23 protein-coding genes are annotated in these 26,629 nt (G+C 73.8%); 14 read left to right on the top strand and 9 right to left on the bottom strand.

All coding sequences use genetic code 11. The annotated features are described in order from the left end of the window. The first annotated feature begins 5 nt into the window (after positions 1 to 5). Positions 6 to 290, top strand: a complete 285-nt coding sequence (locus ACWHYA_RS01560; RefSeq protein ID WP_425939526.1) for a F0F1 ATP synthase subunit epsilon — start codon at positions 6 to 8, stop codon at positions 288 to 290. A gap of 4 nt (positions 291 to 294) precedes the next feature. Continuing rightward, a complete protein-coding gene (locus ACWHYA_RS01555) occupies positions 295 to 723 on the top strand; it encodes a DUF2550 family protein (protein ID WP_425939528.1) in 429 nt (142 codons plus the stop codon). Here the strand turns inward: ACWHYA_RS01555 and ACWHYA_RS01550 are convergent. The 3 genes from ACWHYA_RS01550 to nucS are packed head-to-tail and all read right to left on the bottom strand — an operon-like array spanning position 705 to position 3,663. Continuing rightward, a complete protein-coding gene (locus ACWHYA_RS01550; protein WP_425939529.1) occupies positions 705 to 1,364 on the bottom strand; it encodes a cob(I)yrinic acid a,c-diamide adenosyltransferase in 660 nt (219 codons plus the stop codon). The genes ACWHYA_RS01555 and ACWHYA_RS01550 overlap by 19 nt on opposite strands. A 45-nt stretch (positions 1,365 to 1,409) precedes the next feature. Continuing rightward, complete coding sequence (locus tag ACWHYA_RS01545; protein WP_425939530.1) at positions 1,410 to 2,936, bottom strand: gamma-glutamyltransferase; 1,527 nt, start codon at positions 2,934 to 2,936, stop codon at positions 1,410 to 1,412. 31 nt (positions 2,937 to 2,967) lie between these two features. Further along, on the bottom strand, positions 2,968 to 3,663 hold the full coding sequence (nucS, locus tag ACWHYA_RS01540; protein WP_425939531.1) for an endonuclease NucS: 696 nt from the start codon (positions 3,661 to 3,663) through the stop codon (positions 2,968 to 2,970). 74 nt (positions 3,664 to 3,737) lie between these two features. Here nucS and ACWHYA_RS01535 point away from each other — a divergent pair, with 74 nt between their 5' ends. Beyond that, positions 3,738 to 5,414, top strand: coding sequence for a 3-hydroxyacyl-CoA dehydrogenase family protein (locus ACWHYA_RS01535; protein ID WP_425939533.1), 1,677 nt, complete (start codon positions 3,738 to 3,740; stop codon positions 5,412 to 5,414). Positions 5,415 to 5,517: 103 nt separating this feature from the next. Continuing rightward, the gene (locus ACWHYA_RS01530) at positions 5,518 to 5,748 is read left to right on the top strand and encodes a hypothetical protein (protein WP_425939535.1); all 231 of its coding nucleotides are present in this window, start codon (positions 5,518 to 5,520) and stop codon (positions 5,746 to 5,748) included. A gap of 104 nt (positions 5,749 to 5,852) precedes the next feature. Here ACWHYA_RS01530 and ACWHYA_RS01525 read toward each other — a convergent pair whose 3' ends face one another. Beyond that, the gene (locus ACWHYA_RS01525) at positions 5,853 to 7,175 is read right to left on the bottom strand and encodes an AI-2E family transporter (RefSeq protein ID WP_425939537.1); all 1,323 of its coding nucleotides are present in this window, start codon (positions 7,173 to 7,175) and stop codon (positions 5,853 to 5,855) included. Further along, complete coding sequence (mce, locus tag ACWHYA_RS01520; RefSeq protein ID WP_425939539.1) at positions 7,172 to 7,657, bottom strand: methylmalonyl-CoA epimerase; 486 nt, start codon at positions 7,655 to 7,657, stop codon at positions 7,172 to 7,174. Before mce ends, ACWHYA_RS01525 begins: the two co-directional genes overlap by 4 nt. A gap of 60 nt (positions 7,658 to 7,717) precedes the next feature. On the opposite strand from mce, the gene ACWHYA_RS01515 reads away from it, so the two are divergent. From ACWHYA_RS01515 to ACWHYA_RS01490, 6 genes are all read left to right on the top strand, one after another. Continuing rightward, positions 7,718 to 9,244, top strand: a complete 1,527-nt coding sequence (locus ACWHYA_RS01515) for an amidohydrolase (RefSeq protein ID WP_425939541.1) — start codon at positions 7,718 to 7,720, stop codon at positions 9,242 to 9,244. 115 nt (positions 9,245 to 9,359) lie between these two features. Then, positions 9,360 to 10,571: an acetyl-CoA C-acetyltransferase gene (locus ACWHYA_RS01510; RefSeq protein WP_425939543.1), complete on the top strand. Its 1,212-nt coding sequence runs from the start codon at positions 9,360 to 9,362 to the stop codon at positions 10,569 to 10,571. A gap of 66 nt (positions 10,572 to 10,637) precedes the next feature. Next, positions 10,638 to 11,603, top strand: a complete 966-nt coding sequence (meaB, locus tag ACWHYA_RS01505; RefSeq protein ID WP_425939544.1) for a methylmalonyl Co-A mutase-associated GTPase MeaB — start codon at positions 10,638 to 10,640, stop codon at positions 11,601 to 11,603. 57 nt (positions 11,604 to 11,660) lie between these two features. Further along, positions 11,661 to 11,786 (top strand): hypothetical protein, encoded by a 126-nt coding sequence (locus ACWHYA_RS01500; protein ID WP_431473552.1) that lies wholly within the window; start codon positions 11,661 to 11,663, stop codon positions 11,784 to 11,786. Positions 11,787 to 11,796: 10 nt separating this feature from the next. Beyond that, positions 11,797 to 12,111, top strand: coding sequence for a thiamine-binding protein (locus tag ACWHYA_RS01495; protein WP_425939546.1), 315 nt, complete (start codon positions 11,797 to 11,799; stop codon positions 12,109 to 12,111). Further along, a complete protein-coding gene (locus tag ACWHYA_RS01490; protein ID WP_425939548.1) occupies positions 12,108 to 12,641 on the top strand; it encodes a GNAT family N-acetyltransferase in 534 nt (177 codons plus the stop codon). Before ACWHYA_RS01495 ends, ACWHYA_RS01490 begins: the two co-directional genes overlap by 4 nt. Before the next feature lie 42 nt (positions 12,642 to 12,683). Here ACWHYA_RS01490 and ACWHYA_RS01485 read toward each other — a convergent pair whose 3' ends face one another. Then, complete coding sequence (locus ACWHYA_RS01485; protein ID WP_425939550.1) at positions 12,684 to 13,946, bottom strand: NRAMP family divalent metal transporter; 1,263 nt, start codon at positions 13,944 to 13,946, stop codon at positions 12,684 to 12,686. Between the two features lie 53 nt (positions 13,947 to 13,999). Here ACWHYA_RS01485 and pip point away from each other — a divergent pair, with 53 nt between their 5' ends. The 4 genes from pip (at position 14,000) to ACWHYA_RS01465 (ending at position 18,080) form a co-directional block, all read left to right on the top strand. Then, positions 14,000 to 14,977 carry a prolyl aminopeptidase gene (pip, locus tag ACWHYA_RS01480; protein WP_425939552.1) on the top strand — a complete coding sequence of 326 codons (978 nt, stop codon included), beginning with the start codon at positions 14,000 to 14,002 and terminating at the stop codon, positions 14,975 to 14,977. A gap of 5 nt (positions 14,978 to 14,982) precedes the next feature. Continuing rightward, positions 14,983 to 15,741, top strand: coding sequence for a DUF1353 domain-containing protein (locus ACWHYA_RS01475; protein ID WP_425939554.1), 759 nt, complete (start codon positions 14,983 to 14,985; stop codon positions 15,739 to 15,741). Positions 15,742 to 15,778: 37 nt separating this feature from the next. After that, positions 15,779 to 16,966, top strand: coding sequence for a hypothetical protein (locus ACWHYA_RS01470; RefSeq protein ID WP_425939556.1), 1,188 nt, complete (start codon positions 15,779 to 15,781; stop codon positions 16,964 to 16,966). 70 nt (positions 16,967 to 17,036) lie between these two features. Then, the gene (locus ACWHYA_RS01465) at positions 17,037 to 18,080 is read left to right on the top strand and encodes a co-chaperone YbbN (RefSeq protein ID WP_425939558.1); all 1,044 of its coding nucleotides are present in this window, start codon (positions 17,037 to 17,039) and stop codon (positions 18,078 to 18,080) included. 130 nt (positions 18,081 to 18,210) lie between these two features. Here ACWHYA_RS01465 and pgm read toward each other — a convergent pair whose 3' ends face one another. From pgm to treS, 3 genes are read right to left on the bottom strand one after another with little or no spacing between them, the layout of a single operon-like run. Then, positions 18,211 to 19,866 carry a phosphoglucomutase (alpha-D-glucose-1,6-bisphosphate-dependent) gene (gene pgm / locus ACWHYA_RS01460; protein ID WP_425939560.1) on the bottom strand — a complete coding sequence of 552 codons (1,656 nt, stop codon included), beginning with the start codon at positions 19,864 to 19,866 and terminating at the stop codon, positions 18,211 to 18,213. A 10-nt stretch (positions 19,867 to 19,876) separates the two neighbouring features. Then, the gene (glgB, locus tag ACWHYA_RS01455; protein WP_425939562.1) at positions 19,877 to 24,868 is read right to left on the bottom strand and encodes a 1,4-alpha-glucan branching protein GlgB; all 4,992 of its coding nucleotides are present in this window, start codon (positions 24,866 to 24,868) and stop codon (positions 19,877 to 19,879) included. Next, on the bottom strand, positions 24,868 to 26,625 hold the full coding sequence (gene treS, locus ACWHYA_RS01450) for a maltose alpha-D-glucosyltransferase (RefSeq protein ID WP_425939564.1): 1,758 nt from the start codon (positions 26,623 to 26,625) through the stop codon (positions 24,868 to 24,870). The genes glgB and treS overlap by 1 nt, the downstream gene beginning before the upstream one ends. Between the last annotated feature and the right edge of the window lie 4 nt (positions 26,626 to 26,629).

The raw sequence follows: 26,629 nt of genomic DNA, 5'->3' as shown, positions 1-26,629 counted from the left end.
AACCCGTGAGTGAACTCAAGGTCCAGCTGGTCGCCGCGGACCGCAAGGTCTGGGAGGGCGAGGCCGCGAGCGTCAGCGCGCGCAGCACCGACGGCGAGCTCGGGATCCTGCCGGGTCACACCCCGCTCCTGGGGGTGCTCGTCACCGGGGACGTGCGGATCGTCGCGCCGGGGGGTTCGACGGAGACCGTGACGATCGACGGTGGGTTCCTGTCGGTCGACCACGACCGCGTCGTCATCGTCGCCGACAGCGTGGACGCCGGCAGCCTGTCCAGCCCGACCACCGCCTGACACCATGCCGGAGAGCCTCGTCCTGGTGCTCCTCGCGGCCGTCGGCGCGCTGGTGATCCTGGGCCTGGGGCTGGTGCTCTTCCAGCGCTTCGCCGACCAGGACGTCATCTGTCCGCCGATGCCCGCCGCCTACCGGCGCGGCACCACGGACTGGCGTCGGGGCACGCTGCGCTTCACCGAGGACGGTCTGGCCGTCCGTGGGCCGGGCGGTCTTGCCGACGGCCCGTGGATGCGGGCGGACCTCGACCTGGGCATGGCCTCGGCCGTGACGGCGCAGGAGGCCGGGCAGCTGGGCCGCCCCGATCTCATCCAGGTGCCCGTGCGCTACGGGACGGTGACCTTCGACCTGGCTCTCGACGAGCAGCACTACACGGCCCTGCGGGCGTGGGTCGAGGCCGTCCCCCCGGGCTACCGTCAGTCGCGGGTGGCCTGAGCACCCTTTCGCCGCCGGCGCTCCGGAACCTCGACGCGGCCGCCACCCGGCCGCCACAGCACGTCGCCCTGCGAGCGGTTGGCGACCCGCGCGAGGATGAAGAGCAGGTCGGAGAGGCGGTTGAGGTACTTCGGCGCCAACGGGTTGATCCCGCCGACCCCCTTGTCCGCACCCTCCGGCGCCGGTGCGTCCCCGTGGACGTCCATGGCCGCCCAGGCCGACCGCTCGGCCCTGCGGGCCACCGTGCGGGCCACGTGCAGGTGGGCCGAGCCGGGCGTGCCGCCGGGGAGGATGAAGGACCGGAGGGGCTCCAGCTCCTCGTTGTGGCGGTCGCAGTCGGCCTCCAGCTCCTCGATCCACTCCGCCTGGACGCGCAGCGGCTCCCAGTCGTAGCTGGCCCGCAGGGGCATGGCCAGGTCGGCCCCGACGTCGAAGAGGTCGTTCTGCACCCGGGTGAGCGTGTGCTGGACGTCCACGGGCAGGCTCGCCCCCGCCAGCGCCACCCCGATGAGGGAGTTGGTCTCGTCGGTGTCGGCGTAGGCGACGAGGCGCGGGTCGTTCTTGCCGGTGCGTCCGAGGTCCCCGAGCGCGGTCGTGCCGTCGTCGCCGGTGCGGGTGTAGATCCGGGTGAGGTTGACCATGCGGGCATCGTCCCATGCGCGGACGGTCCGAGGTGGGCGCACCCCTCAGGTGATGAGCGTGGCCGCCTCCCGCCGGGGGTCGGCCGCGGCCTGCAGCTCGCCGTCCCCGGTGCGCAGGGCGGCGCCGACGCCGCCGAAGTACATGACGTGGAGCGGGTGCTCGTTGCGGGCCAGCCCGGCGTCGTCGAGGCTGGCTGCGATCGTGGCGTCCTGCTCGTGCTCGACGCGGGTCGATCCGTCGTCCAGCCGACGGGGGTGCATCCGTGGACGGTCCACCGCCGTCTGCAGGTCCTCGCCGTGCCGGGCCAGGTGCAGGAGCACCTGCGCCAGGGCGGTGGTGATCCGGTCCGCACCCGGGGTGCCGATCGCCAGCACCGAGCCGTCGTCGCGCCGGGCCACGGTCGGGGCCATGTTCGAGGCCAGCCGGGTCCCCGGGGGAAGGGCGTGCAGCCCGAGCCGGTTCAGCTCCAGCTCACCCAGAGCGTTGTTGGCCACCAGGCCGGTCCCGGTGATCGTCATGCCGGAGCCGTAGCCGGCCGAGGCCGTGAGGGCGCAGGCGGTGCCCCTGGCGTCGACCACGGACACGTGCGCCGTGGACGGCGACGTGGGCAGTCCGGCGGACCCGATCTCGTGGAGCGTCTCCAGCAGCTCGGCCCCTGCGGCCGCGAGGTCGGCGGCGGTGTCGATGCGGTCGAGGCGGATGTCGAGCACCTCGGTCATGACCGCGGCCGCCCCGGCCGGTCCGATGTCGCCGCCGGTGGCTCCGAGCAGACGGAGCAGGGCCGTGAGGACCGGACCGCCGATCGAAGGTGGCGGGTTGCAGGCGAGGTCCCAGTCGCCGAGGCGGCTGCGCAGCGCCGGGCGGGGCACCGCCCGGTAGGCGGCGAGGTCCGCCAGGCCCAGCAGCCCGCCCCGGTCCTGCACGTCCTGGGCGATGGTCCTGGCCAGCTCCCCCCGGTAGACGGTGTCGGGGCCCTCGGCCCCGATCTGCTCCAGGGTGGCGGCCAGGACCGGGTCGATCACCGGGTGGCCCACGGGCGGAGGTGCGCCGTCGACGGTCAGCAGGGCCCGGGTGGCGGGGTCCCAGGCCAGGATGGTCTCCGTGACGAGGACGAGGTAGGACTGGGCGATCCGCCCGAGCGGGTAGCCGGACCGGGCGACGTCGGCGGCCGGCTGGACGAGCTCGCTCCAGGGGGCGCGCCCGAACCGGTCGTGCGCCCACCCCATCGCCGCGAACATCCCGGGCGTGGCCACCGAGCCGGGCCCCACGTAGGTCACCATCCCCCCGCCGTAGGCGGACGCCGCCTCGATGAGGCCCGAGCCCAGCCGCTCCGGGGGCTGGTCGCGCCCGGGCATCTCGACGTTGCCGTCGACGACGACCGGCTCGCCCCCGGCGGGCCACACCGTGACGTAGCACCCGCCGAGGGGCGAGATCACGCCCGGCTCGGTGACCGTGGCGGCCAGCATCCCGGCGATGGCGGCGTCCACCGCGGTCCCGCCCTCGTCCAGCGCGTGCTGCGCCGCACGGGTGGCGTGGGCGTTGGGGGCGGCGATCGCGGCGCGGGGGCTCATGCCCCGATTCTGCCGCAGCCGGGCACGGGCGCTAGAACAGCCGGGCGGCGGCGTCGTCCCGACCGCGCAGGGCCTCGTAGTCGAGCGTGACGCAGCGGATGCCGCGGTCCGTGGCCAGCACCCTGGCCTGGGGCCGGATCTGCTGGGCTGCGAAGACGCCCTGGACGGGTGCCAGGTGGGGGTCGCGGTTGAGCAGCTCGAGGTAGCGGGTCAGCTGCTCCACCCCGTCGATGTCGCCGCGCCGCTTGATCTCCACCGCCACGGTGGCGCCGTCGGCGTCCCGGCACAGGATGTCCACCGGCCCGATCGCGGTGGGGTACTCGCGGCGCAGCAGGGTCCAGCCCTCCCCGAGGGTGACGATGTGCTCCGCCAGGAGCGCCTGGAGCTGGGCCTCGACGCCGTCCTTGACCAGCCCGGGGTCGATGCCGAGCTCGTGAGAGCTGTCCGCGTGGATCTCGTGCAGCCGCACCCGCAGGGTGTCCTCGCGCTTGGCGTGCGAGACGAGCCAGACCTGCTGCACGCCCTCCTCGCGCTCGAGCTCGTCCGGCTCGACCTGGGCCATCGAGCAGGGCGGAGCCATCCAGTTCAGGGGCTTGTAGGACCCACCGTCGGAGTGGACCAGGACCGACCCGTCGGCCTTGACCATGAGCAGGCGGGTCGCCAGCGGCAGGTGGGCCTCGAGGGCGCCGTGGTAGTCGACGGAGCACCGGGCGATCACGACACGCACGCCGGCCACCCTAACCCGCGGCCGCGCTCCCACCCCGACCCGTGGGCGCCCCCACCGTCTGAGAGGATCGGCGCATGCGTGAGATCACCACCGTCGGGGTCATCGGACTGGGCACCATGGGTGCCGGCATCGTCGAGGTCTTCGCCCGGGGAGGGTTGACGGTCGTCGGGGTCGAGACGACGCAGGAGTACGCCGACCGGGGGCGGGCGATCCTGCGGTCCTCGACCGACCGCGCGGTGCAGAAGGGCAGGCTGGACCAGGACGGCCAGGCCCGGATCCTGGACCGGGTCACGATCACCACCGAGATGGCCAGGCTCGCCGACGCCGACCTCGTGGTCGAGGCCGTGCCGGAGGTCCTCGACCTCAAGCACCGGGTCTTCGGCCAGCTCGACGACATCGTCGCCGAGGACGCGGTGCTGGCCTCCAACACCTCCAGCCTCTCGATCACCTCGATCGCCGCGGGCACCCGGCACCCCGGGCGGGTCGTGGGCCTGCACTTCTTCAACCCGGCCCCCGTCCTGAAGCTGGTGGAGGTCATCACCACCCTGCGGACGGACGAGGAGGTCACGCGCGCGGTGGTGGACCTCTCGGAGCGGATCGGCAAGAAGCCGGTCGTCGTCGGCGACCGCGCCGGCTTCGTGGCCAACTACCTGCTCTTCGGCTACTTCGTCTCGGCCCTGCGCATGCTCGAGCAGGGGCACGTGAGCCGGGAGGACCTGGACACCGCGATGCGCGTGGGAGCGGGTCTGCCGATGGGCCCGTGCACGCTCATGGACCTCGTCGGCCTGGACGTGTGCCACCACATCGGCGACGTGATCTACGCCCACAGCCGCAGCCCGATGCACGCTCCCAGCCCGATGCTCGAGCGGATGGTCACCGCCGGTCTGCTGGGCCGCAAGAGCGGCCGCGGGTTCTACACCTACGCCGCTCCCGGCCGTGGCCAGGTCGTCGAGGACGAGCGGACGCCGTCCCCGCCTCCGGCCTCCGGCCTGACGGCCGTCGGGGTCGTCGGCGCGGGGGAGCTGGCCGACGAGCTGGCCTCCCGCCTCCAGGACGGAGGGTATGCCGTCACCCGCGTGCAGGACCCGGGTGACCGTGTCGAGCTGGCCCGGCTGGCCGACGTCGGACTCGTGGTGGAGGCCTCGGCCCCCGCCCCGTCTCCCACGGACGAGGAGCTGCCGGACGGCGACGCCTGGCTCGAGGCGGGCGGTGAGGAGCTGTGGCAGGCGCTCGCCGAGGTCGTCGGACCCGACACGGTGCTGACCACCGTCAACCCCGAGGCCGCGGTGGCCGTGGGCGCCCTCTCCGGCCGGCCCGAGCGGGCGGCCGTGCTGCAGGTGCACGCCCCGACCGGCAACGGCCAGGTCGTGGAGATCGGCCGCTCCTCCGCGACCGACCGGACGACCGTGGACCTGCTGCGCGAGGTGGTCGGTCGGATCGGGGCCGAGCCGGTGGTCTGCCGGGACCGCCCGGGGATGGTCGTCGACGCCCTGCTCGTGCCGCACCTCAACGACGCGGTCCGGATGCTCGACGAGGGGTACGCCGGTGTCGAGGACATCGACACCGCCCTCCAGCACGGCCTGGGGTACCCGGTGGGTCCGTTCGCGATGATCGACCAGATCGGCGCCGACGAGGTGCTGGCCGTCTGCGAGGAGCTCGCGGCCGGCGGTGCGGGCCTGCCGCCGGAGTCCGTGCAGCCGTCCCCGCTGCTGCTGGAGCACGTCCTGCTGGACCGTCCTTTCACCGGCTGACACGGCCGTGTCGCCCCGGTCCAACCGCCCGCGCCGCCGGGGCCGGCCGGTGCGGGACGGGCGTGGCCCCAACGGGCCGGCGCCCTTCCCGCGCGGTCCCTCGGTGCTCGAGGTGCCCTGGGCCGGACAGGTCTGGGCCGTCCGCCAGGTCGCGCCCAACGCCGGCGGCCGGGCCTACCGGTGCCCGGGCTGCCAGCACGAGGTGGGTGCGGACGTGGCTCACACCGTGGTCTGGCCGGTGGACGGGATGCAGCAGGTGGAGAACCGGCGCCACTGGCACACCGTCTGCTGGTCGGCGCGCGACCGCCGGCGTCCGGGCGGGTCCTTCGCCTAGCACTGGGCCTGGAGCCCGGAGCCGCTGGCACGGACCCGGAGCCTGGGCCGCCGCCGCGTCTGACGTCACGTCCGACGACGCGACCGACGGTGGAGCCCCTGGCCCTACGCCCGCTGCTGCCGGGGGACGAGCACCTCGTGGTAGAGCAGCAGCAGGCCCGCGGCCACAGGGATGGCGATGAGCGCGCCCAGGACGCCCAGCAGGGTGCCGCCGACGAGGACCGCGACCACCGTGACCGCGCCGGGGACGGAGACGGTGCGGCGCATGATGTTGGGGACGATGACGTAGTTCTCGACCTGCTGGTAGACCACGTAGTAGACGATGACGACCAGCACGACGGTGGGGGAGACGGTCAGCGCGACCAGTCCGACGATGATCGCGCCCAGGGTGGCGCCGATCATCGGGATCAGTCCCAGGAGCCCGACGAGCACCGCGAGCACGGCCGGGTAGGGGATGCCCATGATCTGCATCATGATCCAGGAGCACGCGGCGTTGATCGTGGCGACCGCGCTCTGCCCGAGCGCGTAGCCGCCGACCCGGCGCATGATCTCCTCGGCCAGGCCGACGACCCGGGTCCTCCGGCTGCTGGGGACGAGCAGGAAGGCCGCGTCCTTGACCGTCGGGAGGGTCGCCAGCAGGTAGAGGGTGAGGATGACGGAGGTGAGGATCCCCACCAGGCTTCCGGCGACCCAGCCGGCAGCGCCCAGGACACCGCCGAAGACGGTGGAGATGGTGCGCCCGTCCGTGGCCAGGCGGTCGGCCTCCTCGGTGAGGCGCCCGGAGAGGTCGTAGCGGGAGTCCAGATCGGCCAGCCACGGCTGGCTGCCCAGGTTCTGCAGGTAGGACGGGAACTTCTCGACCAGGGCACCGGCCTGCGCGACGATCGGCGGGACGACCAGGAGCCCGACGACGGTGACGAGCGCGACCAGCCCCAGGAAGACGACGAGGACCGCGGGCCCCCGGCCGAACCCCCGCCGGGTGAGCCACTGCACGACCGGGTCGAGCGCCAGCGTGACGAAGAGCGCGACGAGCAGGAAGGTGAAGACCGAGGTCAGCCGGGTCAGGTTCTGCACGAGCAGCCAGGCCAGCAGCGCCCCCAGCGCGAAGGTGAAACCGACGTAGAACGGTGAGGCGACCGCCCAGCTTCGTCCCGCCCTGGAATCTGCCTCGGGGGTCCCGCCCTCCTCGGGGGGCACCGCGCCTCCCCGGGCGGGCAGGTCCGCGCCCCGCACCGCCGCCAGCGGCGCGACCACCTGGTCGCGCAGCTCCTGCTGCAGGCGGTTGCTCTCGGCCAGCAGGGCCAGCTGGCGTTCCCGGTAGTCCTGCCAGCGGCGGACGGCCACCCGCCCCGCCCTGGGGACGTGGTGGGGCCGCAGCCTGCGCAGCACCCTGCGTCCCCGGCGGATCCGCGTACGCGTGCGGCTCACCCGGCAGGCTCCACGAGCTCGACGAGCACCCCACCGGCGTCCCTGGGGTGGATGAAGTTGATCCGCGACCCCGCCGTCCCCCGCCGCGGCTCGTCGTAGAGCAGCCGCAGGCCCCGCCCGCGCAGCACCGCGCACGCGGCGTCGAGGTCGGAGACCCGGTAGGCCAGCTGCTGCAGCCCCGGCCCCGAGCGGTCCAGGAACCTGGCGATGGTCGACTCCGGCCCGGTGGGGGCCAGCAGCTGCAGCATCGCGGCCGGAGCACCACCACCGGTGTCGGCCCGACCGACCGCGACCATCGCCTCGCGCACGCCCTGCTCGGCGTTGGTCTCCTCGTGGACGACCCGGTTGCCCAGCACGTCCTGGTGGAAGGCGATGGCGGCGTCCAGGTCGGGCACCGCGATGCCGACGTGGTCGATCGCCAGGAGGAGGGGCCCGAGCGCGCTGCGCGCCGTGGGGTCCTGCGGACCGGGGGTTGCGCTCATGGGATCCAGACTAGGCCCGGGCACCGACGGAGGACGGCGCGGGCGGCATACTCCCTCCCTATGGACTCTCTCCTGGTGCGCGGTGTCCGCGTCGTGCCGCTGGACGGGGCGGTGCCCGACCCGTCCGTCCGCACGGACCTGCCGGTCGACGTCCTCGTCGAGGACGGGCTCGTGACCGCCGTCGGCCCCGGCCTGGCCCGACCACCGGGGGTGGCCGAGCTCGACGGCGGGGACCGCTGGGTCCTGCCCGGGCTGTGGGACCACCACGTGCACGTCCGGCAGTGGGGGCTGGTGCGCAGCAGGCTGGACCTGCAGGGCACCGGCGGCGTCGCCGAGGCGCTGGAGCGGGTGCGCCGACGGCTCGCGGAGGGCGGCCTGCCGAGCAGCGGCGTGATCACCGGGTGGGGGCACCGCCCGGCGACGTGGGCCCAGGACCCCACCGTGGCCGACCTGGACGGCGTCACCACGCAGGTGCCGGTCGTCCTCATCAGCGGGGACGGCCACCACGGATGGCTGAACACCCCGGCGCTCGACCTGCTCGGCGCCCCCCGTCGCGCCGGGGTCGTGGCCGAGGGGGAGTGGTTCGCCGTCTACGAACGGCTCAGCGCGCTGCCGGGGGCGCACGAGGAGGCCGAGGCGGGGGTGGCGCTCGCCCTGGCGGACGCCCTCGCGCGGGGCGTGGTGGGGATCACCGACCTGGAGTTCGGCCGGCCGTGGGCGCACTGGCGCGACCGGGTCGCCGAGCACCTGCCGCCGGTCCGGGCCCGGGTGGGCGTCTACCCCGAGGGGCTGGACGAGGTCCTGGCGGCGGGGGTGCGCACCGGTGGGTCGGTGCGGGCCACGGACGGACTGGTGACCATGGGGCCGCTGAAGATCATCAGCGACGGGTCGCTCAACACCAGGACCGCGTGGTGCTGCCAGCCCTACGCCGACGCCGACCGGCTGGTCGACCCCTGCGGAGCCGCCAACCTCTCGGGGGAGGAGCTCGTCGAGCTGCTCGCCACGGCGACGCGGGCCGGACTCGACGTGGCCCTGCACGCCATCGGCGACGCCGCGGTGCACCAGGCCCTGCGGGCGTTCGAGCGGACGGGGGCGACCGGGGGGATCGAGCACGCCCAGCTCGTCGCGACCGAGGACCTGGACCTCTGGCGCCGGCTGCCGGTGCGGGCGAGCGTGCAGCCGGCCCACCTGCTCGACGACCGGGTGGTCGCCGAGCAGTGCTGGCCCGACCGCACCGACCGCACGTTCACGCTGCGCAGCTTCCTGGACCACGGGATCCCGGTGGTCCTCGGCTCGGACGCGCCGGTCTCCCCCCTCGACCCGTGGCTCGCCGCGGCGGCCGCCGTGCACCGCGGCCCGGTCGACGAGCCGCCCTGGCACCCCGAGCAGGCCCTGACCCCGACCGAGGCCCTGGCCGCCTCCGTCGACGGTCGCCGCGTGCGCACCGGGTCCCCCGGCGACCTGGTGCTTCTGGAGGAGGACCCCCTCGGACCGGCGGGGGCGTCCTCGGGCGAGCAGGCCCGACGGCTGCGGGACACCCGGGTCTCGGCCACCGTCGTGGCCGGGATGCTGGCCCACGGGGGCTGAGCGGCACGGGTCGGGCGGTCCTCGGGGCCCTCCGACCGGCCGTCGGACGGCCCTCCCCGGCGCACTACAGTGGGCCGCAGAACCGCTCCCACCACCGATGCTGGAGGTCATGTCCATGAGCACGAGCACCACTCCCACGTCCGTCCTGGTCGCCGGGGCGCGCACCCCGATGGGCCGTCTCCTCGGCTCGCTCTCGGGCTTCAGCGGCGCCGACCTCGGCGGGGTCGCGATCGCCGGGGCGCTGGAGAAGGCGGGCATCACCGGGGACCAGGTGGACTACGTGATCATGGGCCAGGTGCTCACCGCCGGCGCCGGCCAGATCCCGGCCCGCCAGGCGGCGGTGCGGGCCGGCATCCCCATGGACGTGCCCGCCCTGACCATCAACAAGGTCTGCCTCTCGGGGATCGACGCGATCGCGCTGGCCGACCAGCTGATCCGGGCCGGAGAGGTCGACGTGGTCGTGGCCGGCGGCCAGGAGTCGATGTCCAACGCTCCCCACCTGCTGGAGAAGTCGCGCAGCGGCTACAAGTACGGCGACGTCACCGTGCGGGACCACATGGCCTTCGACGGGCTCTGGGACGCCTTCACCGACCAGGCGATGGGCAACCTGACCGAGGACGCCAACACCGCGGACCGCGAGTTCACCCGCGAGGAGCAGGACGCCTTCGCCGCCCGCAGCCACCAGCTGGCGGCCGCCGCCTGGGAGAAGGGCCTCTTCGACGAGGAGGTCGTGGCCGTCGACGTGCCTCAGCGCAAGGGCGACCCGGTGCCGTTCAAGGCCGACGAGGGCATCCGGGCCGACACGACGGTCGAGTCCCTCGGCCGGCTGCGGCCGGCCTTCAGCAAGGACGGCACGATCACGGCCGGTTCGGCCTCGCAGATCTCCGACGGCGCCGCCGCGGTGGTGGTGATGAGCAGGGAGAAGGCCGAGGAGCTGGGCCTGTCCTGGATCGCGGAGATCGGTGCGCACGGCATGGTCGCCGGCCCCGACTCCACCCTGCAGAGCCAGCCGTCGCGCGCGATCGCCCTGGCGTGCAAGAAGGAGGGCGTCGAGCCCACCGACCTCGACCTGGTCGAGATCAACGAGGCCTTCGCCGCCGTCGGGCTCGCCGCCACCAAGGAGCTGGGCCTGGACCCGGAACGGGTCAACGTCAACGGCGGGGCGATCGCCCTGGGCCACCCCATCGGCATGTCCGGAGCACGCATCCTGCTCCACCTCGCGCTCGAGCTGCGGCGGCGCGGAGGCGGCGTGGGTGCGGCGGCGCTCTGCGGCGGCGGAGGACAGGGCGACGCCCTGATCGTCCGGGTGCCGGCTCCGCAGGGCTGACGACGCCCGGGGTATGCGGTGCACCCGGGCCGGGGCGCACCGCATACCTTCTGCGAGGCTGGCCCCATGCGCACCCGCCGCGAGGTCGACGTCCCCACGCTGGTCGAGCAGGCCAGGGCGGGCAGCCCCCGTGCCCTCGGCCGGTTGCTCACCCTCGTCGAGAACGACGACCCCGCCCTGCGCGAGGTCATGGCCGCGCTGGCCCCGCACGCCACCGGCGTCCGCACGATCGGGCTGACCGGCAGCCCGGGGGTGGGCAAGTCGACCTCCACCGCCATGCTCGTCCGGGCCCTCCGCGGACGAGGTCTGCGGGTGGCCGTCCTGGCGGTCGACCCCTCCAGCCCGTTCTCCGGCGGCGCCCTCCTCGGGGACCGCATCCGGCTGGTGGACCACGCGCTCGATGAGGGGGTCTACATCCGGTCGATGGCCTCGCGCGGCCACCTCGGCGGTCTGGCCCGGGCCACGCCGCAGGCGCTGCGGGTGCTGGACGCCGCCGGCCACGACGTGGTGCTCGTGGAGACCGTGGGGGTGGGACAGAGCGAGGTGGAGGTCGCCGGTCTGGCCGACACCACGCTCGTGCTGCTCGCCCCGGGGATGGGGGACGGCGTCCAGGCCGCCAAGGCAGGCATCCTGGAGATCGGCGACGTCTTCGTCGTCAACAAGGCCGACCGCGAGGGAGCCGACGCCACCGTCCGCGAGCTGCGCCACATGATCTCCCTGGGCGACCGGACGGAGCCGCACCGGTGGCGCCCCCCGGTCCTGCGGACGGTGGCCGACCGGGGAGAGGGCGTCGAGGAGCTTCTGGAGGCCCTGGACAAGCACTGGGGGTGGCTGGCCGAGCACGGCGAGCTGGACCGGCGCCGACGGGGACGGGCCGCCCGCGAGGTCGAGACGCTGGCCCTGGGACGGTTGCGCGAGCGCCTGGGTGACGAGCACGGCGACGGCCTCCTCGCCGAGGCGGTCGGTGAGGTCCTCGCCGGCCGGCTCGACCCGTACTCCGCCGCGGACCGGGTGGTCGACGCGCTGTCCTGACCCGGCGGCGCCTGGGGTGGACCGGACCCGCAGGATCTCGACAGCGGGGGAGGTCCTGTGCCTGTCGGCCACGACCGTCAGCACCCTGTCGCCCGGAACCGCCGGCGCAGCGGAGCCTCCACCCGCGAGCTGATCGCCCTGCTCACCTCGGAGCTCTCCGGGGCCGGCGAGGGCGCTCGCTAGGCTGGCGGGCATGGCTCTCTTCGCGTTCTCCGTCGCTCCGTCCGTGGCCGCCGACGGCTCCGGCTCGGTCAGCGAGGCCGTCGCCGACGCCGTGCGGGTGGTCCGCGACTCCGGGCTCCCCTACGAGCTCACCTCGATGTTCACCACGATCGAGGGGGAGTGGGACGAGGTGCTTCCGGTCGTCCGGGCGGCGTGCGACGCCGCCGCGGCCCACGGCCCCCGCGTCTCGCTCGTCCTCAAGGCCGACCTGCGGCCGGGGCACGAGGACCAGCTGCGCACCAAGGTGGAGCGGGTCCGGGACCGGCTGGGGGAGGACCCCCGGTGAGCGCTGCGCCGGATCCCGGTGCTGCGGCATACCTCCTCCGGATCCCGCTCATGGAGGACGTGGAGCCGTTCGCCGAGCTCCACGCGCGGGTGTGGCGGCACACCTACCGCGGCCTGATGGACGACGAGGTCGTCGACGGGCTGTCGGTCGAGACCTTCCGGCCGCTGTGGTACTCGGTGGCGCAGGCCTACGCGCGCGACACCGTGCCGGCCGACGGTCGGCGCATCCGGGTGGCGGTCCTCGAGGGCGGGCCGGCGGGGTGGCTCATGTGCGGACCGGCCCGGGACGAGGACGCGCCCACGCCCGAGCAGCTCTGGGCCCTGAACGTGGCGCCCGAGCACCAGGGCAGAGGCCTGGGGGCGCGGCTGCTGGCCGAGGTCCTGGGAGCGGGGCCGGCCTACCTGTGGGTGGCCGAGGGCAACGAGCGGGCGGTGCGGTTCTACGAGCGGCACGGATTCGCCCTCGACGGAACCGTGTCGCCGGACGGGCACGCCGGGGTCCGCGAGGTGCGGATGCTGCGCCCCGGGTGACCCCACGACGGGACGGCGCGCGGTCGACCGCGGGGAGCGGGCTCAGCCGAGCACGCCGGTCAGGCTCAGCAGGAAGAGCACGGCGAACCCGGCCAGGAACACCAGGCCCGCCCACGTGAGCGCCCGCAGGGTGGGCGAGAGCTGGTGCTCGTGGCGGACCAGGGAGAAGTTCAGCCAGGCGAACACCGGCGCGGTGAGAAAGGCGCTGATCATCGCGAACCGCAGCATCCCCGCCAGCTGGGCGCTCATGAAGACCACGATGACCAGCCCGACCACCGCGATGCCGGTGATCCACACGTCCTTGGTCCGCCGGCTCATCTCCGCCTGGCCGCGCAGGAGCCGCTGGGACTCCGCGCACGCGCGGGCGTAGCCGTCGACGACGCTGATGATCGTGCCGAACATCGTGAAGAAGGCCACGACGGCCATGAGCGGCACCGCCCACCGGCCGATGGCCTCGCCGTACATGTTCAGCAGCTGCGGGATGTAGGCGCCCCCGGCGACCTCCAGCTCCCGGCCGCTGCCGTACTGGACGAAGACGCCCAGGGCGAGGAAGAACAGCGCCAGGACGCCCGAGACGACGTAGCCGGTCGTGAAGTCGAACAGGATGCCGTCGCGGGAGAGCCGTCGGTCCTGGGCCTTGGCCTTGACCCACAGCGAGTTGAGCGCGCTGATCTCGACCGGCGCGGGCATCCAGCCGACCAGGGCGACCAGGAGGGGCAGGGTGGCCAGGGTCCACGGGGAGGGGTCGACGAACCCGGCCTCCCGCACCGGGGACCGCCCGGCGGCCATCACCACCGCGACCACGGTCCCCACCGCCAGGGTGACGACGATGACCTTCGTCACCCCGTCGAGTGCCTTGTAGTGCCCGCCCACGAGCAGGAGCCAGGTGAGGAGCATCAGCACGGCGGCCAGCACGGGGACGCCCACTCCCCAGGAGGCCGGCAGCAACCAGGCCAGGATGACCGTGCCGAGCAGGGTCACCCCGGCCGTGGAGATGACCGAGGAGACGGTCGCCAGCGCGAAGAAGACGAGCAGGTAGCCGCGGCCCTTGCGGGCGTAGCCCTCGACGAGGCTGAGCCCGGTCTCGGCGGTGTACTCGGGGCCGAAGCGGAAGAAGGGGTACTTCAGCACGAGCGCGAGCACGATGACGATCCCCAGCTGCCAGCCGAAGAGGGCCCCTGCCTGGGTGGAGGAGACCAGGTGGGAGGCGCCGATCGCGGCCGAGGCGGCCAGCAGCCCGGGGCCCAGGGCGGCGAACCGGGAGCTCCACGAGCGGTCGGTCCGGGAGTACGCGGTGGTCGACATGCGCAGAGAGACTAGTCGTGCGGGCCGTCGGCGTCGCGTGGTAGGCAGGGACCGTGGACGAGCGACGCACCTTCTACCCGCCGATCGAGCCGTATGCTGTGGAGCACCTGGACGTGGGGGACGGCCACGAGATCTACGTGGAGCAGTCCGGCGATCCCGACGGCCGCCCCGTGGTCTTCGTGCACGGCGGGCCCGGCAGCGGAACCTCGCCGCGGCAGCGGCGGGTGTTCGACCCGGAGCGCTACCGGATCGTGCTCGTCGATCAACGCATGGCCGGCAGGTCCCGGCCGCACGCCTCGACGACCGTGGACCCGCAGGTCTGGTCGACCAACACCACCTGGCACCTCGTGGCCGACCTGGAGCGGGTGCGTGAGCACCTGGGGATCGACCGGTGGCAGGTGTTCGGCGGGTCGTGGGGCTCCACGCTGTCCCTGGCCTACGCCGAGCGGCACCCGGAGCGGGTGACCGGGCTGGTGCTGCGCGGCATCTTCACCCTGCGACGGGCGGAGCTGGCCTGGATGTACGAACGGGGCCACCTCGAGCACGTCTACCCCGACCACTGGGCCGCCTACGTCGCCCCCGTGGCGCCGGACCGTCGGCACGCGATGATGGAGGCCTACCACGAGCTCCTCTTCGACCCCGACCCCCAGGTCCACCTCCCCGCCGCCGTGGCCTGGAGCGGGTGGGAGTCGCGCATCATCACGGTCCTGCCCGACGAGGAGGCCTACGACGACGCGACCGCGGCCGCCCAGGCGCTCGCGTTCGCCCGGATCGAGAACCACTACTTCACCTCCGGCGGGTTCATGCGTGAGGGACAGCTCCTCGCGGAGGCCGACCGGCTGCCCCGGGTGCCCACGGTGATCGTCCAGGGCCGGCTGGACATGTGCACCCCGGCACGGACGGCCTTCGACCTGGCGGCCCGGCTCCCGGACGCCGAGTTCGTCGTGGTGCCCGACGCCGGGCACGCCTTCTCCGAGCCGGGGACCCTGGACGTCCTGGTGCGGACCACGGACCGGTTCGCGGACGGGTGACCGGGGTGGCCGGGGCACGGTTCTACGACGTGGCGACGGGAGGCGTGCTGCGGCTGGAGCTGCGCAGCGTCGACGGGCGCGACTTCAGCCTGCTGCGCCGGTTCGGCTACCGCTCCCCGGACCACCCCGCACCCTTCGTGGTCCCGGCGGACCTCGACACCTTCACCACCGACCTGGCCTCGGTGCCGCACCTGTTCACCTGGCTGGTGCCGGTGAGCGGGGAGTTCCTGCCCGCCGCGGTCCTGCACGACGCCCTGGTGCGCGCCGGGGCCCACGAGGGACCGGCCGTGGACCGGCACGAGGCCGACCGCATCTTCCGGACGGCGATGATCGGGCTGGGCACCGGCCGGGTGCGGGCCTGGTTGATGTGGGCCGCCGCGACGCTGGGCACGCTGTGGGTGGGCCGGGACCCCTGGCACCGCACGCGACTGGTGACGGTGCTGGGCCTGGTGGCGGTCATGGGGGTGCTGGCGACCTTCGACTTCTTCGACGTCCTCGACGTCCTGCCCTGGATGGGGAAGCGGCCCTGGCCCCAGGAGCTGGCCCTGGGCGCCCTCTTCGCGGTCGTGGTGCCCACGGTGCTGGCCCTGTCGTGGGGGCGCTACTGGCAGGCCGGGGTCATCGCCGGGGTGGCCCTCGCCCTGCTCCTGCACGTGACCGCCGTCCTGCTCGTGCTCTACGGCGGCTACCAGCTCCTGGAGCGTCTGCTGAGCGGTCCGACCGACCGGCGGGGCGTGCGCGTGCAGGACCTGGGAGAAGGCTGATTTGGCACGGGGGGCACGCCGTGTTTACCGTTTCGTTATGAAACTTCCCCGTCTGACCGCCACGGTCGCCCTGACCTCGGCGCTTGCGCTCTCCGCCTGCACGGGTGGCGACGACGCCTCCGACGCCTCCTCCGCCGACGGCGTGGGCGGTGCCACGGCCACGGACGGCCCGGTGACCACCGCGGGGCCGGACGGGGACGCAGGCACCGCAGCAGCGACGACCGCTGACGACGCCGCCGCGACCTCGGGCGGCGACGACGCGTCCACGACCTCGGACGCGGCCACCGCCGGTGCCGACGACGACGACTCGACGGTGGCCATGAGCACCGACGAGGCGACCGCGGTGATGAGTGTGGAAGACGCCGAGGAGGTCGCGACGACCATCCTGGAGCGTCGGCACGCTGCTCTCCAGGGGGACGGCGACGACGTGGTCGACGACCACCGCAAGTCCGTGATGGGGTCGGCACGTGACGCCTTCGAGGCGGCGGACGCGCTGGAGGCCGTCACGGGCGAGCCCGCGGAGGCCGAGATGGAGGCACCGGCGGAGCCGAACGTGCTGGCCATCAGCCGTGAGGACGGTGAGCTGCCCCAGTTCCTGTTCGTCCAGACCGTCCCTGAGGACGGCGTCCCGCTGCTGCACCTGATGGAGAGCCGGACCGGGGAGCAGGAGGACTTCCGCATCATCTGGGAGGCGCCGATGCTGCCCGGCACGTCCGTGCCCACCTTCGACCCGCGGTCGGACGGCACTCCGGTGCTGCGCGAGGGTAGGGGCGACCTGCTCATGGCCCCGCGGGACACCCTCAAGGAGATCGCCGCCTACACCAGCTGGCCCCAGCCGGAGGAGATCCCGGAGTACCGCACGCACGGTTACAGCCCTGCGGTCCGGGACGCCGCCGAGGAGCAGGCCGCCGCCGTGGAGGGTCGGGCCACCCTGCAGGAGAAGAACTGGCTGATCTCCGACGACACCAAGACGCTGCTGTTCGAGGACGGCTCCGCGTTCGTCCTCGGCACGCTGCTGCGCGACACCACCTTCACCGTCGAGCCCGACGTCGTGCTGACCCCGCCCGAGGCGTTCACCACCCTGGCCGGCCTCGAGCAGGTGAACGAGGAGGCCGTGCTGCGCACCATGGTGTTCATGGGTGTGCGGGTCCCGGCCGAGGGCGTGGAGTTCACGCCGGAGATGATCGCCGTCCGCGAGCAGCTGGTGGAGGCCTGGGGGTCCTGAACCTCCGCGCGCACCGCATACCCTGGGAAGCCAGCACCGACCCGCACCGCCCGTCGTCCGAGGAGCTCCCATGTCCCAGCAGCCCTTCTCCGCCGCCGCCCTGAGGGGCGCCGTCGACCTGTCCCGGTTGGGGGGCGGCAACGGCCGGCCCGCGCCGGGAGCGCCCGGGTCCGCGGGCGCGGCCCCGGGTCCGACCGCAGGACCGGCCGCGGCGCCGGGGGGCGGTGCGGGTGCCCAGGGGGGCGTCCCGGGACGCAGCGGCGCGCTGGTCCACGCGGACGACGCCAGCTTCGAGGCGGTCGTCAACGCCTCCCTGACCACCCCGCTGGTGCTCGTGCTGTGGACCCCGCAGGTGCCGGAGTCCCTGCAGCACCTCAAGGAGCTCGCCCAGGCGGCGCGCGAGAAGGAGGGCCGCTTCCAGGTCGTCGGCATCGACCTGGCCGCGGCCCCCGGCGTCATGCAGGCGCTGACCCCGGTGCTGCAGCAGACGTTCGGCCAGGTGACCGCCCTGCCCGTGGTCCTGGGCCTGGTGGGTGGGCAGCCGATGCCGTTCTACCTCGGCGTGCAGGAGATGACCCAGGTCGACCAGCTGCTCGACCAGTTCCTCCAGGCGGCCGTGACCAACGCGGTCACCGGGCGGGTGGAGCTCGACGGCGGGGAGGCTCCGGCCGACGAGCCGGCCGAGGACGCCGAGCCCGAGCTGCCGCCCCTGCACCAGGCCGCGTACGAGGCGATCGAGCGCGGCGACTGGACCGCGGCCGAGCAGGCGTACGAACAGGCCCTGCAGGAGGACCCGGCGGACGAGCAGGCCCGGCTCGGGCTGGGCCAGGTCCGCCTGCTGGAGCGCACGAGCCGGATGGACCTCACCGCCGTGCGGCGGGCGGCGGCCGAGCGCCCCACCGACGTCCAGGCCCAGCTGGACGCCGCCGACCTGGACGTGGTCGGCGGTCACGTGGAGGACGCGTTCGTCCGCCTCGTGGACCTGGTGCGAGCCACGAACGGAGAGGACCGCGACCGGGCACGGACCCACCTGCTGGGTCTCTTCGACGTCGTCGGGCCCCACGACCCCCGCGTGGGCAAGGCGCGGAGCGCCCTGATGAGCGCCCTGTTCTGATCCCGCCGCGACGGGCCTGCCGGGTCCGGCACGGGCCGCGGCGCGGCGGCGCCGCTGCCGCTCAGTCTGATCCGCCGCGACGGACCTGGCGGGTCCGGCACGGGCCGCGGCGCGGCGGCGCCGCTCCCGCTCAGCCGCGCAGGGCCGCGTCCACGACCTGCTGGGCCTCCTGCTGCACCTGCGCGAGGTGCTCCGGGCCCCGGAAGGACTCGGCGTAGATCTTGTAGACGTCCTCGGTGCCCGACGGGCGGGCGGCGAACCACGCGTTCTCGGTGGTGACCTTCAGCCCGCCGATGGCTGCCCCGTTGCCCGGCGCCTCGGTGAGCACGGCGGTGATCGGCTCGCCCCCGAGGCTGTCTGCCGACACGTCGGAGGGGGAGAGGGCCTTGAGCCGGGCCTTGGCCTCCCGGTCCGCCGGGGCGTCGATCCGGGCGTAGGCGATCTCGGCCCCGCCCCCGAGCGAGCCGACGAGCTCGGCATACCGCTCGGACGGGGTCCGCCCCGTGCGGGCGATGATCTCGCTCCCCAGCAGGGCCAGGATGATCCCGTCCTTGTCGGTCGACCAGGTCGAGCCGTCCCGGCACAGGAACGACGCGCCGGCCGACTCCTCGCCGCCGAAGGCGACCGACCCGTCCAGCAGGCCGGGCACGAACCACTTGAAGCCGACCGGCACCTCCACGAGACGACGCCCGAGGGCGGCGGCGACCCGGTCGATCATCGAGGAGGAGACCAGGGTCTTGCCGATGGCGGCGTCCTGGGGCCAGTCGGGGCGCGCACCGCCGTAGAGGTGGTCGATCGCGACCGCCAGGTAGTGGTTGGGGTTCATCAGGCCACCGTCCGGCGTGACGATCCCGTGCCGGTCGGCGTCGGCGTCGTTGCCCGTGGCGATGTCGTAGGTGTCCCGGGCGGCGATGAGCGAGGCCATCGCGTCGGGGGAGGAGCAGTCCATCCGGATCTTGCCGTCCCAGTCCAGGGTCATGAAGCGCCAGGTCGGGTCGACGAGCGGGTTGACCACCGTGAGGTCGAGCCGGTGCTCCTCGGCGATCGCGCCCCAGTAGTCCACGGCGGCGCCGCCCAGCGGGTCGGCGCCGATGCGCACGCCGGCGTCCCGGACCGCGTCCAGGTCGAGCACCCGCGGCAGCGCGCGGACGTACTCCCCGAGGAAGTCGTAGGTGTCCGCGGTCGCCCGGGCGCGGGTGAACGGCACCCGCCGGACACCGTCCAGCCCGGCGCGGAGCAGGTCGTTGGCCCGGTCCGCTATCCACCCGGTCGCGTCGGTGTCCGCGGGGCCGCCGTGGGGCGGGTTGTACTTGAAGCCTCCGTCCCGCGGGGGGTTGTGCGAGGGGGTGACGACGATGCCGTCGGCCTCACCTCCGCCCCCGGACCGCTCGCGGTTGTGCGCGAGGATCGCGCGGGACACGGCGGGGGTGGGCGTGTAGCGGTCGTCGGCGTCCACGAGCACCGTGACGTCGTTGGCGACGAGCACCTCCAGGGCGCTGGCCCAGGCAGGCTCGGACAGCGCGTGCGTGTCCCGACCCAGGAACAGCGGCCCGGTCGTTCCCTGCTCCCGGCGGTATTCGCAGATCGCCTGGGTCGTGGCCAGGATGTGGCCCTCGTTGAAGGCGGTGTCCAGCGCGCTGCCCCGGTGACCCGAGGTGCCGAACGCCACCTGCTGGTCCACGTCCTCCGGGTCGGGGACCCCGGTGTAGTAGCTGGTCACCAGGTGGGCGACGTCCACCAGGTCCTCGGTCCGGGCCGGCTGTCCGGCGCGCTCGTGCCGTGCCATCGTGAGCTCCTCAGCTCTGCTGGGGGTCGGGGTGTGCGGTGGTCACGGCTGCGGAAGAGGTGTCCGGGTCGGTGGTGACCTCCCCGGGGTAGCCGGGGGCCGGAAGGACAGGAGCGTCCTCGGCGTCCTCGGCGTCCACGTCCTCGGCGTCCACGCCCACGTCCATGCCTTCGCCCCTGTCCACCTGGCCGGTCGCACCCTCGACCGTCTCACCGGTGTCGGTCACCGCGCCGGGAGCGCCGACGCTCGCGGCGTCCGCATCGACGTCCGTGTCGGTCGCGGAAGCGGTGCCCCTGACGGCCTCGGTGCCGACCTCGCGGTGGGCCCCGCCGTCGGCCTCGGACGACGACGTGTCGTCCGTCCCGTCCGCTCCTGCCGCTTCGTCCGCTCCTGCCGCCACGTCTGCTCCGTCCGCTCCTGCCGCCCCGGCCGTGCCGGTCGACACGTCCGCCTCGTCCTCGGCGGCCCGGTCCAGCCCCTCGGGCTCGTCCTCGGGATCGGGCACCAGCCAGACGGCACCCATCGGCGGGACGGTCACCAGGGCCGACCACGGCTGCCGCTGGTGCGCCACGTCGTAGGCCTGGACCGTGCCCATGTTGCCCTGGCCGGACCCGCCGTAGACCTCGGCGTCGGTGTTCAGCACCTCGCGCCACCGGCCGCCGTAGGGCAGACCGACGTGCACCTGGTGGTGGGCCACGCCGCTGAAGTTGACCAGCACGGCCACCACCGGTCGCAGCCCGTCCGGGCCCTCGTTGCCCCACCGCAGGTAGGAGTAGAGGTTTCGGGAGGCGTCGTTGGCGTCCAGCCAGGCGAAACCGTCCTCGTGGTGGTCGATCTGCCACAGGGCCGGCAGCTCGTCGTAGAGGTGGTTCAGGTCGCGGACCAACCGCTGGACCCCGCCGTGCGCGGGCTGCTCGGTGAGCTCCCACGACAGCGTGCCGCCGTCGGCCCACTCCCGGTCCTGGGCGAACTCGGTGCCCATGAAGAGCAGCTGCTTGCCCGGGTGGCTCCACTGGTAGGCCAGGAAGGCGCGGGTGGTGGCGAACTTCTGCCAGCTGTCGCCCGCCATCTTGCGCAGCAGCGACCCCTTGCCGTGCACGACCTCGTCGTGGCTGATCGGCAGGATGTACTTCTCGCTGAACGCGTAGACCAGGGAGAACGTCAGCGCGTGGTGGTGGTGCGCCCGGGCGTAGGGGGTCTGCGCCAGGTAGTCGAGGGTGTCGTGCATCCACCCCATGTTCCACTTGAAGCCGAAGCCCAGCCCGCCCTCCTCGGTCGAGTCGGTGACGCCGGGCCAGGAGGTCGACTCCTCGGCGATCATCACCACGCCGGGGTTGCGCCGGTAGGCGGTCGCGTTGGTCTCCTGCAGCAGCTCCACGGCCTCCAGGTTCTCCCGGCCGCCGTAGCGGTTCGGGATCCACTGGTCGCCCTCGCGCGAGTAGTCGAGGTAGAGCATGGAGGCGACGCCGTCGACCCGCAGCCCGTCGGCGTGGAACTCCTCCAGCCAGTAGCAGGCGTTCGCGACGAGGAAGTTGCGCACCTGCGGCCGGCCGTAGTCGAAGATGTAGGAACCCCACTCCGGGTGCCAGCCCTTGCGCGGGTCCGGGTGCTCGTAGATCGGGGTGCCGTCGAAGCGGGCCAGTGCCCACGGGTCCGTGGCGAAGTGGCCGGGCACCCAGTCGAGGATGACACCGACCCCCACCTGGTGGAGGCGGTCGATGAGGTGGCGCAGGCCGTCCTCGTGGCCGAAGCGGCTGTCCGCGGAGAAGTAGCCGGTGACGTGGTAGCCCCACGAGGGGCCGTAGGGGTGCTGCATCACCGGCATGAGCTCGACGTGGGTGAAGCCCATCTCGCTGACGTAGCTGACGAGCTGGTCGGCCAGCTGCTCGTAGTCCAGCCCCTCGCGCCAGGAGCCCAGGTGCACCTCGTAGACGCTCATCGGGCCGTGGTGGATGTCCTCGCGGCGGCGCCGCTCCATCCACGCGTCGTCGTTCCACCGGTGCGTGGAGACGGTGACCACCGAGTTGTTGAACGGTGGCACCTCGGTCGCGCGGGCCATCGGGTCGGCCTTGGCCCGCCGGGTCCCGTCGGGCCCGGTGATGTCGTACTTGTAGTGGGCACCAGCACCCACCCCCGGGACGAAGATCTCCCAGACGCCGACGTCCTCGTGGACGCGCAGGGCGTGGGTGCTGCCGTCCCAGCCGTTGAAGTCGCCGATCACGTGGACGGCCAGGGCGTTGGGGGCCCAGACGGCGAAGTGGGTGCCCCTGACCTCCCCCATCTCGTCGCGCCGGGTGAGGACGTGCGAGCCCAGCACCCGCCACAGCTCCTCGTGCCGGCCCTCGCCCAGCAGGTGCAGGTCGGTCTCGCCGAGCAGCGGTTCGTGCCGGTAGGACTCGTCCACGACCCGCCGCTCACCCTCGCGGGTCACGGCCAGGCGGTAGGTGGGGACCTGCTCCTGCTGGACGACCGCGGCCCAGATCCCTCCGGTCTCGTGCGTCATCGGCAGCTCGCGGCCGTCGGCCAGGAGCATCGAGACGGACTGCGCCCCGGGGCGCAGGGTGCGCACGGTCACGTGGCCCTCGTGCGAGTGGGGACCGAGGACGTGGTGCGGGCTGCGGTGCAGGCCGTGCACGACGTCGGTGGCCTCGTCCAGGTCCAGGGGACGGGTATGCGGTGCCGCCGGCTCCTGCGGCGCGGGCAGCGGGGTGCGCCGCACCGTCCGGGGACCGGAGGCCTGCTCGGACCCGGCCGACCCGCCGGTGCCCTCGCCGCCGTCGCCGTCACCGTCGCGCACGACGCGCCCGGTGACGACCGCCGGAGAGCTGCTCGCCTCCTCCCACGCCTGACGCTGCCGCTCGACCGGGTCCAGCAGGACCCCCTCGGGGGAGCGCGGTGCGGTGCCGCTGGCGGGCGGGTACTCCCGCGCCGCCACCGGCCTGGCGACGTCCACGGACGCGTGCGGCTCGGCCCCGCCCGGAGGCGGCGGGCTGGGCCGGTCGGCGCTGATCTGCATCCCGGCCGGCGGCGGCACCGGGGCGTGCGGCAGCCCGCCGCTCGCCGGCCGGGACCCTGCCGGCGTCGGGCGGAAGGCGTCCACCATCTCCTCCGGCGGCGGGACGGGGGCGTGCGGCAACCCGCCGCTGGCCGGCACGTGCGCCGTCGCGGGGGTGCTGGCCTCGTCCGCGTCCGGCCGATCGTCGGTCCCGCCCGGCTGCTCGTCGGTGTCCCCGCCGTCGTGCTGCTCGGTGCCCGCACCGTCGTGCTGCTCGGTGCCCGCACCGTCGTGCTGCTCGGTGCCCGCACCGTCGTGCTCGTCGGCGTCGCCACCGGGCACCCCGGTGCCGGACCCCGCGTAGACGGCGGACAGGTCCTCGTCCTCGGCCACGGGCTGGTCGTCGTCTGCGGACCCGCCCCGGGCCGCCGGGCCGAGGTCGCCCGGGCCGGGGGTGGCGGCATACTCCTCGGGCAGGGCGCTGGAGCGCACCTCGCCGGAGTCCTTGGTCAGGGAGTCGGCACCAACGGCGGCCCCCGCGCCGCTCACCCCGAAGTCGGCGGCGCTCGGGCCCTCCTCGCCGCGGTGACGACCCGGTCGGTCGTCCCCGCTGCCGCCGGAGAGGCTGGGCGCCTCGTGCCGGCCGCCGCGACCGCCCGCGACCAGACGCTGCACCGCGGCGACGGGGATGGGCACCCAGGTGGGGCGGTTGCGAGCCTCGTAGACGACCTCGTAGAGGGCCTTGTCCAGCTCCAGGGCGTCCAGCAGCGGGCGCACCCGCTCGTCGTCGAGCTCCACGCCCGCGGCCGCCGCATACCCCTCGAGGTAGGCGGCCCGCGCTGAGCGGGCCCAGTCGGTGGCGTCGATCCCGTCCTGGGCGACGGTGGCGGCGGCGTAGTCGATGCTGCGCAGCATGCCGGCCACGTCCCTCAGGGCCAGGTCGGGGGCGGTGCGCTCGGCCATCGGGCGCAGGGGCTCCCCCTCGAAGTCGAGCAGCACCCAGCCGCGGCCCGGCACGTGCAGCACCTGACCCAGGTGGAGGTCGCCGTGGATGCGCTGCAGGGGCGGCAGCGGCACGTCGGCCAGCGCGTCGTAGGTCCGCTCCACGTCCTTGCGGTGGACGGAGAGCTCGTCGACCTCGGCGAAGGCTGCGCCGGCGCGCTGGCGCAGCCGGTCCACGAGGGTCGTCCGCTGCGTCTCGGCGTCCTCCGTGCCGAACGCCGCGGCCAGGGAGGTGTGCACCTGCGCGGTCGCCTCCCCGAGCTCGCGGGCGGGTCCGGTGAGGTCCTCGCCCGTCCCGGCCGCGGCCAGCGCGAGCTCCCAGCCGTCACGGCCACCGGCAACGAACTCCTGGGCCACGGCCAGGTGGCCGCTGACCTCCTGGTCGTCGGCGTCGTTCCAGCGCCCCTCGACGTAGCCCAGGGGGCCGGGCACGGTGCGGTTCCCCGTGCGCGCGATCGCGGCGCACACCGTCACGTCCGGGTTCTCTCCGGACTGCAGGACGCGGAAGAGCTTGACGAGCACGGGCGCCCGGCTCTCGTGGGCCTCGACGACCACCGAGGTGTTGGACTGCTCACCGGTCAGCACGCGGCTGCCGCGCAGCGCCGGGGCCGTCCCGCCGGCGACGAGCCGTCGGGCCCGGGCGGAGGGGACGTCGTGCTCGGACCAGACGTGCTGGAGCAGCGTCTGCACGAAGACCGGGTCGTGGGCGGCGTCGTAGACGTAGCGGGTGCCCAGCTCGTCGTGCTCGGCCGTGGCCACGAGGGCGTGCGCCAGAAAGGCGACCGGCTCGGCGCGGTAGGACAGCGGGACCTGGTAGACGACCGGCTCGGTGCCGGACTCGTCCACGAGCAGGTGGTCCTCGAGGCCGACCTCACCCAGGGGGTCCTCCCAGCGGATGCCGCCGATGCGGCGCAGCTGGGGCGTGCGCCCGGTGCCGCGGTACCAGCGCTGGGTGGCGATCCAGCCGGGCAGGAAGTCGTCGAAATCGGGGGTCAGGGTGGCCATCAGGAGCCCTCCTCGGAGTGGGTGGACGGCGCAGGGGGAGCGGGGACGGCGGGCTCGACCGGCTGCAGACCCAGCCAGAAGAAGTCGCGCGAACCCATGGTGAGGACGATCGTCCCGTCGTCCTCGACGTCGGGGAAGCCGTGGCCGCCGAAAAGGTCGGTGACCAGGGCGCCGTGCAGCTCGTCGGGAAGGGTGATCCGGGCGGCCTGCGGGCGGGAGGAGAGGTTGTTGACGCACAGGACGGCCGGGTGCCCGTCCCGCTCGACGTCGTCGTCGGCGGGCAGGGCGCGCACGAAGGACAGGACGGCGTCGTTGTCGGCCTCGCACAGCTCGAACCGGCCGACGCCGAACACCTCGTGGGCGGCCCGCACCTGCAGCATCCCCCGGGTCCAGTGCAGCAGCGAGGAGCTGCTGGCCATCTGGGCCTCGACGTTGACGCTGTTGTAGTGGTAGACGAGCGAGCTGATCACCGGCAGGTAGAGCTTGCCGGGGTCGGCCGTGGAGAAGCCCGCGTTGCGGTCCGGGGTCCACTGCATCGGGGTGCGGACGGCGTCACGGTCGTTGAGCCAGATGTTGTCGCCCATGCCGATCTCGTCGCCGTAGTACAGGCACGGTGAGCCGGGCAGGGACAGCAGCAGGGCGTTGATGAGCTCCACCTCGCTGCGAGAGTTGTCGAGCAGCGGGGCCAGACGCCGGCGGATGCCGATGTTGGCCCGCATCCGCGGGTCGGGGGCGTACCAGCCGTACATCGCCGAGCGCTCCTCGGCGGTGACCATCTCCAGCGTCAGCTCGTCGTGGTTGCGCAGGAAGGTGCCCCACTGGGTGCCCGCGGGGATGTCGGGGGTCTCCTCCATCACGCGGGCGACGGGTTCGGCCTTCTCCTCACGCAGGGCGTAGTACAGCCGCGGCATCACCGGGAAGTGGAAGCACATGTGGCACTCGGGAGCCTCCTCGGTGCCGTAGTAGTCGACCACCTCGGCGGGCATCTGGTTGGCCTCCGCCAGCAGGACCCGGCCGGGGTACTCAGCGTCGACCATCGCGCGCAGCGCGGCGAGGAACTCGTGGGTCCGGGGGAGGTTCTCGCAGTTGGTGCCCTCCTCCTCGAACAGGTAGGGCACGGCGTCCAGCCGGAACCCGTCGATGCCCATGTCCATCCAGAACCGGACGACGTCGAACATCGCCTCCTGCACCGCCGGGTTCTCGAAGTTGAGGTCGGGCTGGTGGGAGAAGAAGCGGTGCCAGAAGAACTGGCGCCGGACCGCGTCGAAGGTCCAGTTGGAGGTCTCGGTGTCGACGAAGATGATCCGCGCGTCGCTGTACTTCTCGTCCGTGTCGGACCAGACGTAGAAGTCCCCGTAGGGGCCCTCCGGGTCCGATCGCGAGGCCTGGAACCACGGGTGCTGGTCGCTGGTGTGGTTCATGACCAGGTCGGTGATGATCCGGATGCCCCGGGCGTGCGCCTGGGAGATCAGCTCACGGAAGTCCGGCAGCGTGCCGAACTCCGGCAGGACCGCGGTGTAGTCGGCCACGTCGTAGCCGCCGTCGCGCAGCGGGGAGGCGTAGAACGGCGGGATCCACAGGCAGTCCACGCCCAGCCACTGCAGGTAGTCCAGCCGGTTGATCAGGCCGGTGAAGTCGCCGGAACCGGAGCCGGTGGAGTCGTCGAAGGCGCGCACGAGCACCTCGTAGAACACCGCCTTGCGGAACCAGTCGGGGTCGTTCCGCAGCCCTGGCTGGTGCAGGTTGAGTCCGCGCATCTTT

Source organism: Ornithinimicrobium carbonis (assembly GCF_977012275.1).
The sequence above is the reverse complement of the archived record's forward strand: the minus strand, read 5'-3'. Positions and strand labels throughout refer to the sequence as shown.

What these genes read in the sequence shown, in the direction of transcription:
- ACWHYA_RS01555 (WP_425939528.1), top strand. Translation starts at nt 295, where the DNA reads ATGCCGGAGAGCCTCGTCCTGGTGCTCCTCGCGGCCGTCGGCGCGCTG.
- ACWHYA_RS01550 (WP_425939529.1), bottom strand. Translation starts at nt 1,364, where the DNA reads ATGGTCAACCTCACCCGGATCTACACCCGCACCGGCGACGACGGCACG.
- ACWHYA_RS01545 (WP_425939530.1), bottom strand. Translation starts at nt 2,936, where the DNA reads ATGAGCCCCCGCGCCGCGATCGCCGCCCCCAACGCCCACGCCACCCGT.
- ACWHYA_RS01535 (WP_425939533.1), top strand. Translation starts at nt 3,738, where the DNA reads ATGCGTGAGATCACCACCGTCGGGGTCATCGGACTGGGCACCATGGGT.
- mce (WP_425939539.1), bottom strand. Translation starts at nt 7,657, where the DNA reads ATGAGCGCAACCCCCGGTCCGCAGGACCCCACGGCGCGCAGCGCGCTC.
- ACWHYA_RS01515 (WP_425939541.1), top strand. Translation starts at nt 7,718, where the DNA reads ATGGACTCTCTCCTGGTGCGCGGTGTCCGCGTCGTGCCGCTGGACGGG.
- ACWHYA_RS01510 (WP_425939543.1), top strand. Translation starts at nt 9,360, where the DNA reads ATGAGCACGAGCACCACTCCCACGTCCGTCCTGGTCGCCGGGGCGCGC.
- meaB (WP_425939544.1), top strand. Translation starts at nt 10,638, where the DNA reads ATGCGCACCCGCCGCGAGGTCGACGTCCCCACGCTGGTCGAGCAGGCC.
- ACWHYA_RS01495 (WP_425939546.1), top strand. Translation starts at nt 11,797, where the DNA reads ATGGCTCTCTTCGCGTTCTCCGTCGCTCCGTCCGTGGCCGCCGACGGC.
- ACWHYA_RS01485 (WP_425939550.1), bottom strand. Translation starts at nt 13,946, where the DNA reads ATGTCGACCACCGCGTACTCCCGGACCGACCGCTCGTGGAGCTCCCGG.
- ACWHYA_RS01470 (WP_425939556.1), top strand. Translation starts at nt 15,779, where the DNA reads ATGAAACTTCCCCGTCTGACCGCCACGGTCGCCCTGACCTCGGCGCTT.
- ACWHYA_RS01465 (WP_425939558.1), top strand. Translation starts at nt 17,037, where the DNA reads ATGTCCCAGCAGCCCTTCTCCGCCGCCGCCCTGAGGGGCGCCGTCGAC.
- pgm (WP_425939560.1), bottom strand. Translation starts at nt 19,866, where the DNA reads ATGGCACGGCACGAGCGCGCCGGACAGCCGGCCCGGACCGAGGACCTG.
- glgB (WP_425939562.1), bottom strand. Translation starts at nt 24,868, where the DNA reads ATGGCCACCCTGACCCCCGATTTCGACGACTTCCTGCCCGGCTGGATC.
- treS (WP_425939564.1), bottom strand. Translation starts at nt 26,625, where the DNA reads ATGCGCGGACTCAACCTGCACCAGCCAGGGCTGCGGAACGACCCCGAC.